At 44.7% G+C, this 15,665-nt stretch carries 7 protein-coding genes; 2 read left to right on the forward strand and 5 right to left on the reverse strand.

Features of this window, described 5'->3' with window-relative positions; all coding sequences use genetic code 11:
* Window positions 1-23 precede the first annotated feature (23 nt).
* From helD to EI981_RS18150, 4 genes are all read right to left on the reverse strand, one after another.
* Window positions 24-2,366, reverse strand: a complete 2,343-nt coding sequence (helD, locus tag EI981_RS18135) for an RNA polymerase recycling motor HelD (protein WP_127000511.1) — start codon at window positions 2,364-2,366, stop codon at window positions 24-26.
* Between the two features lie 369 nt (window positions 2,367-2,735).
* The gene (locus EI981_RS18140; protein WP_127000513.1) at window positions 2,736-9,578 is read right to left on the reverse strand and encodes a stalk domain-containing protein; all 6,843 of its coding nucleotides are present in this window, start codon (window positions 9,576-9,578) and stop codon (window positions 2,736-2,738) included.
* Window positions 9,579-9,682: 104 nt separating this feature from the next.
* Entirely contained in the window at window positions 9,683-10,633 is a 951-nt protein-coding gene (locus EI981_RS18145) for a hypothetical protein (RefSeq protein WP_127000517.1), read from the reverse strand.
* 243 nt (window positions 10,634-10,876) lie between these two features.
* Window positions 10,877-11,908, reverse strand: coding sequence for an FUSC family protein (locus tag EI981_RS18150; RefSeq protein WP_127000519.1), 1,032 nt, complete (start codon window positions 11,906-11,908; stop codon window positions 10,877-10,879).
* A 195-nt stretch (window positions 11,909-12,103) separates the two neighbouring features.
* Between EI981_RS18150 and EI981_RS18155 the strand changes: the two genes are divergently transcribed.
* On the forward strand, window positions 12,104-12,613 hold the full coding sequence (locus tag EI981_RS18155) for a hypothetical protein (protein ID WP_127000521.1): 510 nt from the start codon (window positions 12,104-12,106) through the stop codon (window positions 12,611-12,613).
* A gap of 66 nt (window positions 12,614-12,679) precedes the next feature.
* On the opposite strand, the gene EI981_RS18160 is transcribed toward EI981_RS18155, so the two are convergent.
* Window positions 12,680-13,747, reverse strand: coding sequence for an AI-2E family transporter (locus EI981_RS18160; protein WP_127000523.1), 1,068 nt, complete (start codon window positions 13,745-13,747; stop codon window positions 12,680-12,682).
* 546 nt (window positions 13,748-14,293) lie between these two features.
* On the opposite strand from EI981_RS18160, the gene EI981_RS18165 reads away from it, so the two are divergent.
* Window positions 14,294-15,367: a bifunctional 3-deoxy-7-phosphoheptulonate synthase/chorismate mutase gene (locus EI981_RS18165; RefSeq protein WP_127000525.1), complete on the forward strand. Its 1,074-nt coding sequence runs from the start codon at window positions 14,294-14,296 to the stop codon at window positions 15,365-15,367.
* The last annotated feature ends 298 nt before the right edge of the window (window positions 15,368-15,665 follow it).

The following is a 15,665-nucleotide window of genomic DNA, read 5'->3' on the forward strand; positions in this document are numbered from 1 at the left end:
ATATTCCGAATGCATTTGTTACCTTATTTTCTTACAAAGGATTGTGAATCCGTCTCCGTAATAAATCGACTTGGCTCACCTGCCGAATAAACATGCAGCAAATGCATTGCCCTCGTACAAGCTGTGTAGAACAGCTTGCGCTCCGATTCGCGGGTATACTTATCATTCGAGCCATCAAAAATAAGCACGGCGTCGAATTCCACTCCCTTAGCCAGATAAGCCGGGATAATGTGAACCCCCTTCTCGAAAGATAGCGTCGTTTTCTTAATTAGTCTGGCCTCCAGATCCTTGGCGAGATGTTCGTGAACTTCTTTGCTCTCCTCTGCAGTCTTGCAAATGACAGCAATCGATTCATAGCCCTCATTCCGCAGTGCTGTAACATCCTGCTTGATCTGTGCGTACAAATCATCCTGACCTTGTACAACAATCACTTCCGGCTTCTCGCCAGCACGATTGAACGGAAGGATCGCCTCTCCCCCCGGCAGCATACCACGCGTAAACTCAACGATCTCCCGGGTCGAGCGGTAGCTCTGCTGCAATACGATCTGCTCGCTGTTATCCGATCCATATAAATCGATCAGCACAGACGACTGCTGTAGTACAGAGGAATGAGCATAAATCGCCTGATTGAGATCGCCGAGAGCTGTCATCCGTGCACGCGGGAACAATCTCTTCAGGAAAAATAATTGAAATGGTGAGTAATCCTGTGCCTCGTCAATAATGACATGACGGATCGCATGGTTGGAGTGGAAGCCTAGGATCATCTCTTTTAGATAGAGGAATGGCGTAATGTCCTCATAGAATAGCTCTCCGGCCTTGATCTTAGAAATGGTGCTCCCGCAAATGAGAGACCAGTCCTCTGGCAAAGCGTCCATATGGACCTCCCCTGCGATCTCCGACTGCTCGAATAATTGACAATACAGCTTCGTTACGTCGACAAAGCGCAGCGATTTGATCCATTTACGTAGCGGCTTCAGACGCTCGCTGACAACCATTCTCCCCAGAATGGTTCTCTCTTCTTCATATTCGCTGAATTGACTATTGCTTTTCTGTTGTTGACGACGCATCCGCTGGTAAGCGCGCTGATAATCCTCGGTATCAAGAAGCTGGATTTGATCTTCAACCCAAGGCTGGTTAACCTCCTCCTTAGCGAAGGCAGCAATCTCCTTAAGCATCCATTCCTTAAGCAGTTCACAACGATTGGCCAGGGTTATCGCCGGGTCATAAGCATAGAAGCGTTCCGAGATAGCTTCGGCCCCAACGACTTCCCGTCCCATAAAGCGCAGCGGTTTGAATTTCATGCCTTTCTGCTCAAGCAGCGCTTTGTATCTGCCGATCGCTTCGAAGAACAGTAGTGAGGACTTGTAGCGAATTCCGTTCATACGGGCCTGATAAGAATCATCCTCTTCGCCGGATAATACATATTCAATCTGGACGAATGGGTCCTCCAGCTGGAATTCCCGGCCAAGACGTCGCTCCAGATACTCCTGAAATGTCGTCTGCAGCATATTCTCTTCCCCGAGTTCCGGCAATACCGTGGATACATAGCTATTGAACATCGGGTTCGGAGAGAATAGGATCATCTGATCGGCACGAAGCGTGTCACGATGCTTGTATAGCAAATAAGCCACACGCTGCAGCGCAGCTGAAGTCTTACCGCTGCCTGCTGCACCTTGGACAATCAGCATACGTGAAGTATCATTACGGATAATGCGGTTCTGCTCCTTCTGGATCGTTGCCACAATGCTCTTCATCTGCGCATCTGAGCTTCGCCCAAGCACTTGCTGCAGCAATTCATCCCCAATCGTCACACCCGTATCGAACATCACCTTCAGGTCCCGCCCGCGGATGACGAACTGCCGTTTGAGTGTCATCTCTCCTTCAATCGTGCCGGAAGGCGTCTCGTATGAGGCTGGACCAGGGACGCTATCATAATATAAATTCGATATCGGTGCACGCCAGTCATAAATCAGAAATGTCTCATCATCTTCTTCAAGCAATGAAGCTATCCCTAGATAAATTGCTTCGCCATTTTCTCCTTGTTCTGCGAAGTCGATGCGGCCAAAATAAGGTGACTGCTGCAATCGTTTCAGTTTCACGAGTGAATTATAAGCGAGCTGATGGCGCTTCTCACGTTCAGACAACACTTCGGATTGTTGTCTTAAACTTGTTGAAGTCTCCCCTACATCATCCGCCTCGCTGAAGTTAACCGTAACCTCATCCCAGAAGTCCTTTCGCATAGATACGACATCACCACGAATCGCTCCAACTTCTGATTCCAGGCGAGAGATACGCGTTCCAATCAGATCCTCAACATATTCTACCCGGTTCTGCTCCGCCTGCCGCTCCTTGTCATGATTACTCAAAATAGTCGCCCCTTTGTGAAATAATACAAAGCTATAACTTACTCAAGACACACCCAAAAAAATCTATTGACAAACACAATTTAATGTGATAAGATTAAATTGCTTAAACTTTGGTCTCTTACTTTGAATTAGGACCGCTCTTTATTGTAACACTGATATGTCGCAAATTCAATCTTATGTTCTTTTTTAAATAGGAGTCCTGTCTATTTGCATTACCGTTTACCGGTTCAAGCAAATAACAGGACTCTTTTTAGTTTGGTTCGACTCTCTTCTTACTAATCCAAAACAAGAAGCCCTCTAACACACCACTTGACTACAGTGTATGTTAGGGGGCTTCATTCCTAGTTAGTGATGTTAGTTATACGAATACTACTTCATGATACTAATGGTTTTTGTAGTATTATCGAAGATTACATCTGCGCCAAAATACTCCGCAATGAAACGTAGTGGCAGCATTGTTCGTCCCTTAACTAGCACGGCTGCTGCATCCATTTCCGGCGCAAGTTCTCCGATCTTAATGGACAGAATCTGACCGTCCAAGGTAATCGTTACGGTTTTTGTGACGTTATCCCATCCTACATCAGCGCCTAAGCTATCAGCAACAAAACGTAGCGGCACCAAAGTTCTGCCCTTAACTACCATCGGTGCAACGTTCATACTCGATTGGATTCCGTTCAGCGTATAGTCTGTCATACCAAGGGCAAGTTTCAATTCAACAGGTTCAGATTTGATTGTGACGAAGAAATAGCCTAACCCTTTTGCTGTGAAGGTGAATTTACCAGACTCACGATCATAGTTGCCGCCTAAGCGTTCCTTGTTACCGTCTGCTAGAAGCATGATGCCGCAAAGCTTGCTAATATCGCTAGATTGCAGCTGCTCCTGTGACAGGTCGAAGGTTATTGGAATAAACCCTGGATAATCCGTTATTACCTGGTCATCGACAAAGATTTTCATCTCGTATCCCCATTCTAGGCTACCATCTCCCTCATCTACTGGCTTAATGGCAATCCTCATCGTCTTGCCTGTATTCAACTGCTTCAATAAATCAGAAGACAATTCGATTGAAACGGTGCCATTCGAAACGGTTAGCGGCCTATTTGCTTTAATAATGGAGCCAACCGTATCGCTATAAAGCTCAAGCTCATCAGTTCCAGGTGACATTGTAAGTTGAATAGAATTCCCTTGCTTCAACTGCTCTTTGATTGCGTCATCAATACGATCCACGATCAGTTTCTCGTTACCTCTGTCCCCTGAACTTCCGCCATTGCCATTATCACCATTATTGTTGTCATTACCGTTATTGTTATTATTGCCATTATTGTTTTCATTGCCATTATTCCCACCATTGTCATTGGCCACAATAACGATAGTTAACTCTCTTAAATCCATACCAATATGATTGGAGGCCATAACAGTGAATTTGTACGTCCCCGCTTGAGTTGGAGTACCAGAAATAACACCCGTAGTTTCTGCTAAATTCAATCCAAATGGTAGATAGCCATCGTTCACTGTCCAAGTAACTGGAGCATCGCCACTTGCTATAAGCGCCGCTTGATAACTCTGATTTACTTTGCCATTTTTCAAAGTCATGGTTGTAATCGTTGGCGCAGTACCGACTGGCTCATCCTCTGCAATCTCAATACCTAATAATTGTTCATCGGTATCATAATCATTCGTTGCCGCAACAGTGAATTCGTAATTTCCCGTCTCTTGAGGCGTGCCCGCGATAATGCCTGTTGCTTCATCTAGGTTCAAACCTACTGGCAAGTCTCCCTCACGGACCTCCCAAGTGATCGGATCACTACCATATACCGCCAGTGTGACCGTATATTCTTGGCCAACTTTACCACTTGGCAGATTCTTGGTAATAATCTCTGGGGCTGTGCTCTCGGGTACATCTTGAGTGATTATTATACTCAATGTCTTCGCATCGCTGCCTGCATCATTGTTCGCTTGAACTTTGAATGTAAATTGGCCCCTCTGTTCCGGTGTACCAGAAATAACACCTGTCTCCTCGTCCAAGCTCAAGCCCGTTGGCAATTCACCATTTATAACTGCCCATTTGACTGGCGTATCACCATCAGCGATCAGAGCTGCTGAATAGGTTTGTCCAACATGACCATTCTCAAGAGAATCCGTCATAATCATTGGGGCTGTACCTTCTTCACCTTCAATCCATTTTGCATATAACACGATATCGCTTGTCACAGGGTTTGTGGCGAAATTCCACGCATCGTTCAACTCCGCATCTTGGTACCAACCGCCGAACGCAGCGTCACCTTTTGTTGGGGCTATTGGTTCGGTAATTGTACCGCCCCTATCAGCGAACATCATCGCCACTTCACTGCCCCCGCCCGAATCAAAAGCTACCGAATAAGGGTTGTGTGCACCGATCGAAGGCATCCTGCCGCTTAGTGGATTGCCGAAGAAGTCTGTTCTCTCTGTCATATGAGGCAGAGCGTTCACACGATCCACATATGGGCTTACTACTTCGACACCCGAACCATAGGCCAGGTTATTGCCGTCAGCAAGACGGAATCCGCTCATTGCGTTGTAATCAAGCGTTGCAGCAGCGGTTCCGCTGTTGGCAATCCAATGCTCTGGTGCTGACTTATAATCATTTAATATGGAATTTAGTTCCTCTTCCGTTACATAGTGGTTGTCTGTTGCTGTTACACCTGCACCAAGATACCCGCCGCCACCTGCATTCATGCTGCCAAACAGATTCGCTGGATAAACAATGTTGTTCGTAAACCGTCCAGCAATAAATGGAGCAGAGGTTCCTCCGCCTTTCAGACCAATGCTGCTGTTAGTCCCGGTATAGACAAATATGTTATTTTGGAAATAAATATGCAAGTTCGTCGCTGTTGGATCAAATACTAACGAGCTGCTATTCTTCAATGGTGACACGATGACATTGTTATAGAATAATCCACTTGACTCTTCACTAGTTGAAGAACCTCCCGCAAGTAATAGAAGACTGTTGTAGCTTTTGTTAAAATCCGGGCTGCGTCCGTCGTTCACGCTGACATTATAACGAATAATGTTGCCCTTCGCAGCATTCATCTGCAGATACCAACCACCGTAGTTGTTTCGGCTGTAGTTGTATTCATAGACATTATCTTGGCAGTAATTATCAATATCCCAAGCCATACCATCATTACTTGCATGATAAGGATTATCTACAGATTCGTTATAGCGGAAGATCGTACCTTTACTTGCCATAATCCACGCTGCGGCATAGTTCTGCGAACCAAGATATGTTGGTGAAGTATTATTGGGTCCCCAGTTCGATACCAAATTACCACTCTTATCGCTTAAATAGCTGTAACCGCTGTCTGTGACCACATTTCGTTCCACAAGGGAGTTGTTCCCGCCGGACATGACAATGCCATCTCCAACTGAACTAGAAACCCAGTTGTTTCTAAACACAGCGTTTGATGCCCAAGGATAGCTTGAGTTACTCCAAGTGATGCCTGTGTTATTAGTCCCTGGACTACTTGGTCCATAGGCATTGTTGCGAATGCCTTCGTTATCGCAGCGAAGGGTTTTGTTGCCTTCAACCAATATATCTACATAACCATTAATAATGATGCCGCCGGATACCTTACTTGCTCCATTTGCTTGGTGCAGCCCATTCACATCATGAACATAGTTATCTCGAACAACGATTCCTTGCATGCGAGCATCAGCATAATCTTGAATATTAAACTGACCTTGTCCCAACTTGGAAATGCGTGACATTACAGCGATACCGGAACGGCCGTCACCTGCTTTATTGCCGATGTTCGTTACTTCAATACCGCTGACTACCCAATAATTAACGTCATACAACTCAATGGCACCGTTGACGGTAATCCCTGATGGGCTTGACGCTGTTCCTCCACCATTAATAATCGGCCGTTGGTTAGGATCGGTCGTATTATATTTAGTAAGTGTAATCGGATTTCCTTCTTCACCATTGCCGCGCAGCCTGATTTGTTCATTCCATACACTGTGTGCATCCAAATAAATGGTAGAACCTGGTAAAAACACATATTCATTTATTTTGGAGATTGATTTCCATGCTGTCTCCGGTGTTCGTCCATCAGCATGATCATCACCGTTATTGGAGAAATAAAAATCACGAACTTCACGAGGTGTAATGCTCAACTCGAATGTGATTTCAGCAGGGTTTAGGTCAAGTCTAATGATATATTTTCCTGGCACAATGTTGTTTCTTGCAAATGCATCTTTTTTAATCGTCAAAACATTGTCATTGACCATATAATCCACTGCTTGCTCAAGGGTCACATCTCCGATTTTCACACCAGCTAGATCTGCTAAATCAGGATTTACAGTAACTTTATAGTCATCCAGACCAATAACATAGGTGCTGTCTTCCGAGTGAGTGTATACTTTAGGCAAGAGCTTTAATGTAACAGATGCGTTTGCCGTTTGGGTGGTTACTTCACTATCCATAACATATACGTCATCGATAAAATGCTTGTTCTGTATATCTTTGATCGTTCCGGCTTTATTGCCCCAATTCGTAGCAAGTTGCAAAGCATTTATATTTTTTATACTGCTCGCTACACTTGTATCGAATGGGCCGCTTTCTGCGGTTTGTCTATGAATTACTTTTCCATCAATTTTATAAGTTGTTCCTGTTGATGTTACGAACCACTGGAATTTATGCCAGCCTTTACTACGCTTGGCGTCTACGGGATAGAACCTTCCGCCTGATCCGAACCTGACGGAATAATTCGTCACGTTTTCCGCCCAATTACCATCCGCATTACCATAATTGATTACGATATGCTCATTGGCCGACGGTGTTAAGCCAAATACCGCGTGATCACCGGAGGCCACTCCTCCATCATCGTAGTACCAGGCAGTAACGACCGTTGTCTTACCTCCAGAAGGGGCATAATTATAGGTACCCGGGACAGTAGCCACGTCGCCAGTACCACTCGTTGTCGCAGCCTTTGCTCCGGTGCGTGACATCACGCCACTTTGAACGTACCCATTCGCACCAGTTGTAAATTTCTTATCCCCTTCAAATCCATCGTAAAACATCATGTCAGCCTTATGGAAGTAATCAACGCTGACATTAACGGTGACCTCTTCGTTCTCTGTCGGAACATAGCCTTTCTTTACCGTTACGAATCCGGCATCGTCTACTTCAATTTTACCTTTGTCTTGATTTGCCGGACTGAAGCTGATGTTATCAGCAACGAAGACATCAGCCGTGTCGACGATTAGCCGCGCACTCTCCCCTGCCCGCAAAGTTTCATTTTGACGTACTAGCGCAATATTGGCTGAATAAGCTGCACTCTCCTCTGATTCAACAGAATCCAGGAAGCGTGTAGTTGCGCTGCCAATCGCCTTAACTTCAAACGTGTCATTTAAGCTCGGAGATAGAGCCACATCATTTCCTGTTGCAGCAATAGGGCTCCCATTAGCCACTCCGTTGCTGACGAGCTGAACCGTATACGCAGATGCGTTAGCGACGCTATCCCAAGTTGCATAGGTACCGTTCCATCTAACATTTACCGGTGCAGATAAGTTCTCGATCGTTAATATTCCGGATGCCGCAACTTCTTCACTGATATTTCCTTCCGCATTTATGACAATAGCTGTGACGGTGTAATTGCCCGCCCCCATTGCCCTTGCATAGGGTAGAACATGATGCCTTTCATGATTGTTAAGCTGGTCAGGCCCCCCATTTTTAGATAAATAATATCCAATGGGTCTACCGTCTTTGAACAGTGTTACAAGAGTATCACCGTAATTGGATCCTCCTGTATAAATACCTGTGTCCGGGTCAAGTGTCGGATGAATTGGCGCATTCACCTGTGTATTTGTGTTAATCAACAACGGTGCAGCGTGGGACTTCACCACAATTCCCTCTGGCGAAGATACTTGGCAATAATAAAACTTACCTTGCTGTACAGTTGAGTTAACATTCGGGAGCGTTAATACCGCATCATTGCCTCCCATAACTTCTGTCCCGTTCAAACCTGTCTCGTCATTAGACACATACCATTGGTAGGATGCAGCAGCAGCGGTTGCGGTAACACTAAAGGTTGCCGTCTCGCCTTGATTAACTTTTGCCGCTGTTGGCTGAGAGATAACTTCCAAATCTGACAATCCACCTGGAGGTATTAAATTCAATGTAAGCGTCCTTGTACCTGTAACTGTGGCAACGTCTTTGACAACATAAAAATCGTCAATAAGATGCTTGTTATTAATATAAGAATTGTTACCTGATTGGTTATTCCATCCTCCAGCTATTTTAGGTTGAATGGTTGTACCGCTCTTCATCGCTTTGTAAATATCATCCTTTGCTGATTCGGATATTATATTACCGTCAATTTCCAAGGTCGCACCATTCGGTGTAATAAGCCACTCAAATTTATGCCAGCCTGTGGATCGTTCGACTCCGCTATCTTTCCAACGTTTCGCTGCTGATCCGGCTGTTGATGGTGCATATGCCCAAGTATATTTCGTCGGGTTATGAATAACGTCAGCCTGTGAACTTTGATAGAATGTCCCGGCATAGGTGGCATTTTTGCCATCCAAAATTCCAAATTGGGTTCTGGCAGTCGCTGTCTTCTCCTCATCCGGATAAGGGTCGTAATACCATGCCGTCATTTTATAATTACTTCCAGCAGGTAAGGCCACGTCTTGGTTCACATTTTCAGTATTGGTTATACTCGCTGGTGTAATCGCTTTCAATCCGGAACGAGACTGAGCATCGGACAATGCAAATGACGATCCTAGCTTACTCGTTGACGTCAGCGGACCATTGTTGTTCTCGAAGTCCTCCATGAACAACACATCTGAGTCATGGTAATAACTCGTTGTGGCTGTTATCGTTACAGGAATGCCCGGATCACCCGGCGCCGCTAATGTATAACCGCTAGCTAATGTCACGTTTCCGTTATCATCAACAGTTAGCAAGTTCGAATTGCTTGAGTTATAACTAAACTCATCAATAACAGGTCCCTTGACAAGACTGCTTAATGGCGAACCTTTATAAGTAAGGTTCACTCTGCCTGCAAGATCTGATGCTTGTGTCAGTTCTAGTACAACAGAGTCAAATGATTCTACTGATCCCTCTGCAGCTGAAACTTCAGCTGTAGGCACCAAGCCAGGTAGACCAGAGAATGTCAAAGTTACTGCAGTAACCATGGATAGCGCTTTTTGCATCCATTTTGATCGTCTCATTTGGCAATCTCCCTTTCTTAAATTTAATATTTATATAATCAATCCGCATCTATGAACAGAAAATAATAGACACAGAATTATATAAAGATAAGAACATAAGGATTCTATTTCATAGCAAATTCTCTGAAATGATTGCCGTTATACACGATCTTTGCCTTATCAGCTCTTGTTGCAATTAGCGTTCGCAAGTCAGATTCTGCCCGTCCGTAAATCATGGAGTCTTTCACTTCTTCTGGTGTAAGCATGGTTATTTCCGGCTTTGTGAGCAAAGTGGCAATGGCATCCTCGCCCATATATTTACCGGTTACCGTCTCACCTACAGAAACCGCCGCCAATGACTCCCAGAAACTAAGAGATTCAATATCCTCTTTGGATATATCCAATCGATTTAATGTTTTCTGCTCCATGGCCTGTCCATTAGTTGCGAACATGACCGTTAATTCATCTGCTGTGTGAACATATTCTCTGCTCCTTGAAGCATATTCATCTTGCAACCCAGTATCGCTCATTTTTGTTTTTTTGACCTGGGTTTCAACCAAATCCGGCCAACGGGCGCTGCTTAAATATTGCATGTATTGGTATTGATCAAATTCAGGCAAACCGTAGTATGTCTCCTCTGTGTCTTCCATGCCAGCCCGCTTTTTGTTTTCGTCTTCCATGTCGGACTTCAGTTCATCGAAACTTTTGTACTGGGCAATATTCCGTTCGTCAGCTATAATTTGCTCCTCTTTGGTCCTTATTAATGCGGTCATTGCAGCTTTTTTGGCGTGCTCAGATGGCGTTTCGTTATTTTCGCCGTATTGACGTCCCCAGAAGCCTTCGTCTACTTCGGCACCATAGCTTCTGTAGAAATAATCTGCAGTTACAGCCCTCTGTTCGTTGATATAAAATTGAAATTCTTCATCTGTCACAGCGTATCCATCCACCGTAAACAACCAATTTTCTGGCAATACATCTTTTTTGTTCGTTAAAATCATCATCAAGATTGCAAGAAGTATTAGAAATACAGCGGTAAACCAAATAATCACGATTGGTCTTCGTCTTATAAAACCCATATCACCCCACCTTTCCAATATTCTACTTCTCTGTACAAGATTAAATATCCAACTAGCTAAAGTGTAAACATAAGAAAGCCTATGATATTAAGTTCGTATGACCATATTGATTGGATATTATAGATTTGGTGATCCTCTAATGTAAGCGCTTATTTTGACTGAAGAAAAACATATTTGACTAAAAAAAACACCCCCTAGTTCGCAATTATGCGAATAACTAGAGGGTAAGCTTAAATAAGTTGGCTACTCTTCCCCTTGAACCTCAGGGGAACCAGAATGATCGGCAAGACGGTTCAGCCTCTCCAATTGGTAACCATATTCGTAAATTTCGGCAGATACAATCGATAACCGCAGTGCCCCATCAATTCGCTCCGCATATCTCTCTAACATCTCTGATAGGAATCGATCGTTATTCTCAGCGAATTCCTTCGCTTCCAGCGCATTAGGCTTCAATTTGTTATCAAACTTCAGCATGATATGCTCATGGAATTTAATCATTTGCTCCAGGTGTGCATCGAACGCCTTGTTCAACTCGGCAGAGCGAACAGCCTGGAAGTAATGCTGCTCAATCGCATCCAGCACTTCATAACCTTTATGGAGTGTCCTCAGCATTTGCTTGTAAATAACCATTTGTCGACTCTCACTAAATTTGGGCTTTCGCAGCCTCTTCTGGTCTTCTTCCATCAGCTTATATTTCTCGCTCAGTGAGTTGATCGCATCCTCTAGGGAGCGCTTCTCCTGATGAATCACAGTCTCCTTGATCTCATCCGAGACCGCTGTTCGAAGCAGTAGAGAGAGCTGTTCGAATGCCTTCCTAATCAGCCCTTCATATTGGACCTGAGGCTTCGGCGGAATAATAATGATATTGATAATAAAAGCCGATAAGATACCAATCAAGCTGAGCGACAGACGATTAAGTGCAAACACCCATTGTCCCGAGGCCTCCATCACGGATATTACTGTTACCAAGGTAACACCGATGGTCTCACCCATTTTCAGCTTGAGACAGATCATGATCACGATAATACATACGAGCCCAACCGCAATCGGTTCATTGGAGAACAGCATCCCACCCAGCATCGCTAATACTGCGCCGAGCACGTTCGTCTGCAGTTGATCGATTAGATACCGCCAGGAGCGGTAAATCGACGGCTGCATCGCAAAAATAGCCGCGATCCCAGCCATCAAAGGCGGAGATAAATTCAGCCACATTACAGCGTATAGCGCGAGCGTGACTGCAAGTCCTGTCTTGAGCATTCTTGCGCCAAATGTCATTTACATTCCTCCCAACGATTGCAGTATCTTCTTTCATCATAAACGTTTAATTCGACAAATTTCATCGTTGTTATTTAGTTTGCGGCAATTTTTTAGCTGATATTAAGCTTTCCTTCAGATATCATTCAGATTTTTTGTCAAGACTGAACAATAGTAAGGCCCAAAATATTCTATACGAAGGGATGAGAAAAGTCTATGAAACAACTGCTTACCTTAGTGTTAAGCGGACTGACAAGCATGCTGCTGTTATTCAGCGCTTCTGTACCTCCGGCATCCGCTGCATCCGCGGAAGGCACGGCCGAACCGAGTACGACGCAGAACTCGCAGGATCACGGCAAGCATGGCCATCGCCACGGCTGCCATGGCGGACATATTCTTGGCGACTCCGCCAAACTGCTTGGTATAGAGCCTAAAAGCCTTGTCCAACAATTAAAGCAGGGCAAGACATTGCTCCAAATTGCCCAGGCGAACAAAGGCTGGAATGAACAGGAATTCATCAAGAAACTGACGGAATCCGCGACGCTTCATATCGATCAGGCCCTTGCACAAGGCAAGATAGATCAGGCTAAAGCGGATAAACTGAAAGCCGGTCTTCCAGAACGATTGAAGAAGGCCGTAAACCGTACTTGGAAAGATAAGCCTCGCAGCCAGCCAACTACAGATTATCAGAATAACAAAATTAACTGGATACCGCCACAGGCTTAAGCAAAAAAAAGGAGTGTCGATCTTCTCATCGGCACTCCTTTTATAATGCTGTATTTCATTTCTTATTTATTCTGTCTTGGCAACCTTGCTTCTGAGCCTCTTCGGCGAAATATCCTCTACAGGAACCTCCAACACATCCAGCAAGAACATGAAGACCGGTACACCAACGATGAGTCCCCAGACTCCAAAGAAGTGCTCGGATACAAGCAGAATTAAAAATGTGTAGAAAATCGGTAAATGCGTCTTATTGGACATAAACTTCGGATTCAATACATAAGTCTCCGCCGCATGTACGATAGCAATCATGATCAGTACATATATGATCTTGACCAGTCCGCCAATTTTGAAGGCAATCGCACATAGCGGAATCAAAGAAATAATAACCCCCAAGACCGGAATAAGACCGAGCAAGAAGATCATAATGCCGAGGGCGAACAAATTCGGGAAACCGAAAATCCATAGAAATATTGTAGAAATCAGTGAGTTAACTAACGCAATCAGAAATTGCACTTCAATAACTTTACCGAAGGAATGAACAAACTTCTTCCCGAAAAACTCCAATTCCACGAAAAGTCCAGACAAGCGACTCTCTTTGAATTTGGACGTAAAATTCGTCACCTTTTCTTTTTCAAGCAGGAAGAACAAGCTTAAGATGATCGCGATGAACAAATTCAGGCTCCATTGGCCGATATCCGTAGCGGTCTTGAGCAGGAAGTCAAAGCCCTGACCGAGATACTTCGTAATGTCGATGTCCTGGATCGATTCCACCAGGAAATTAAGAATAATATTGTCCGGTAGATTAGTTGGAGGGTTACTGTAAAAAGAAAGCACCTGATTGACAAGATCGGTAAGCTCCTCAACAAAGACAGGCAAGTAATAATAGATCGTAGTTGCCAGCCCGCCGACCATTAGCACGTATATTAATAATACGGTTATTTTTCGATTAATCTTGAACAATTTGTCCACATGTTTCGTTATGAACCGATGCAGGCGATTAATCAAATAGGTGAGAATAAAGGTAATTAGAATCATGTTAAGCATACTGCGGGATACGTAGAGCACGAAAATGGCGACCAGCAGTGCCAGTACCCTGCGGAATCCAGGCATTTGAAACAACTCTTTAAAGAATGTCATTATAAGCGACCTGCTCCTTCATCAATGGACTAAAGCAAAATATAGATTTATCTTAAGCTAGCGCCTGCTACAAAGCAAGAACCAAGCTGTAATTTTACATATTGTTAGTATAGCACATTATCACATTAAAGTTATAACGCATCTCCGTGAAGACTTGCCATTTTATAATCTCCGGCATATAATTTCGTAAATAACTTTTGAAAATATTGTTAACCATGACAATGATGGAGAAAAGTAAGTGGATGCGTCCTGACAGGGACGGCGGTGCCGAAGATTGAGAGCACCCCGCGGGAGCCGCGCTGCTGAAGTTCACTCCGGAGTTGGTTCCTGAGCGCCGCAATGGCAGGTAGGGAATTCCGGTCGCACACCGTTATCTGTGTCTAGAGCTGAGAAACAAGAAGGTTGTCTAACAAGGGTGGTACCGCGGAGAAATCCGTCCCTTGATGGACTGCCTTTTTTTGTTTAGAGAAGTGTTTCAATAGCTCATCAGAGTACTCGCAAGTAAAAAAACAAATTTTAATAATAAGAAAATGAGGAGTGTTGGAAATGAACGCTAATTTAGAGGAATTGCGCACTAAACTGGATACTGTCAACAAGGAACTGTTGAGATTGCTCAACGAACGTGCGGAAGTCGTTCAAGCCATTGGAGAGATCAAGGAGAAACAAGGCGTGCCTAAATTCGATCCGGTACGCGAAAGAAAAATGCTAGACGAACTAACCGCTCTTAACCCTGGACCTTTTAGAGATGCTTCGATCAAGCATATTTTCAAGGAAATATTCAAAGCTTCTCTGAATTTACAAGAGGAAGACCACAAGCGCCAATTGCTTGTCAGCCGTAAGAAACAGCCCGAGAACACCATTATCGATGTTAAAGGCAATCTGATCGGCGGCTCAGCACAGGTGATGATCGCCGGTCCTTGCTCCGTAGAATCTTACGAGCAATTGCGTACTGTTGCCGCAGCATTAAAAGAAGCTGGCATCAAAGTGATGCGGGGCGGCGCGTTTAAACCAAGAACTTCCCCTTACGACTTCCAAGGCTTAGGCGTTGAAGGCTTGAAGATGCTGAAAGAGGTTGCCGATGAGTTCGGTCTGGCGACGATCAGCGAAATTGTTCATCCTGGACACATCGAGCTCGCTGAACAATACATCGACGTGATTCAGATCGGCGCCCGCAATATGCAAAACTTCGAACTGCTGAAGGCAGCTGGCGAAGCTAAAATCCCGGTTCTGCTCAAAAGAGGTATCGCGGCCACGCTGGAAGAATTCGTACATGCAGCCGAATATATCGTTGTTAAGGGCAACACCCAGGTTATGCTGATTGAGCGCGGTATCCGTACTTACGAGAAATGGACTCGCAACACCCTGGACATTTCCGCTGTTCCGCTTCTTAAGCAAGAGACTCACCTGCCGGTGCTCGTCGATGTAACTCACTCCACAGGACGTAAGGATATTCTGCTTCCATGCGCCAAAGCAGCACTAGCGGCCGGTGCAGACGGTATCATGGTCGAGGTACACCCCGATCCGCAAACCGCTCTGTCCGATGCCGCTCAGCAGCTTGACATTCCACAATTCCAACAGCTGTGGGAAGGAATGCGTAATTCCGGTTTATTTACGGAATAAGTATATAAAATAAGTGTTCAAAATGTCCGCTTTTCAACACCGAGAAGGTTGGATGAAGCTAGGGCCTGAGGAGCGGAGCTACACGTTTTCGTAGAAAACGACCTCGGAAGCAAATGCTTGTAGTGGGTACGTGAGCACCTGAGATGTTTCAAGAGGAAACTTCACTTCGTAAGCATCTGCTTAGGCCCTGCTGAATTCAAAATTCGATGCCGAATAAACTTTCAGTGAACCGCGTGTTAGATATAGAATTTATTCGTTATCAGCGTAGCTGATGAAATTCTATATCGCAAGAAAACCT

Origin of the sequence: Paenibacillus lutimineralis (genome assembly GCF_003991425.1) — a bacterium.
Taxonomy (GTDB): Bacteria; Bacillota; Bacilli; order Paenibacillales; family Paenibacillaceae; genus Fontibacillus; species Fontibacillus lutimineralis.

Coding starts and splice junctions, on each gene's coding strand:
- EI981_RS18150 (WP_127000519.1), bottom strand. CDS start 11,908: ATGACATTTGGCGCAAGAATGCTCAAGACAGGACTTGCAGTCACGCTC.
- EI981_RS18140 (WP_127000513.1), bottom strand. CDS start 9,578: ATGAGACGATCAAAATGGATGCAAAAAGCGCTATCCATGGTTACTGCA.
- EI981_RS18160 (WP_127000523.1), bottom strand. CDS start 13,747: ATGACATTCTTTAAAGAGTTGTTTCAAATGCCTGGATTCCGCAGGGTA.
- EI981_RS18145 (WP_127000517.1), bottom strand. CDS start 10,633: ATGGGTTTTATAAGACGAAGACCAATCGTGATTATTTGGTTTACCGCT.
- EI981_RS18155 (WP_127000521.1), top strand. CDS start 12,104: ATGAAACAACTGCTTACCTTAGTGTTAAGCGGACTGACAAGCATGCTG.
- EI981_RS18165 (WP_127000525.1), top strand. CDS start 14,294: ATGAACGCTAATTTAGAGGAATTGCGCACTAAACTGGATACTGTCAAC.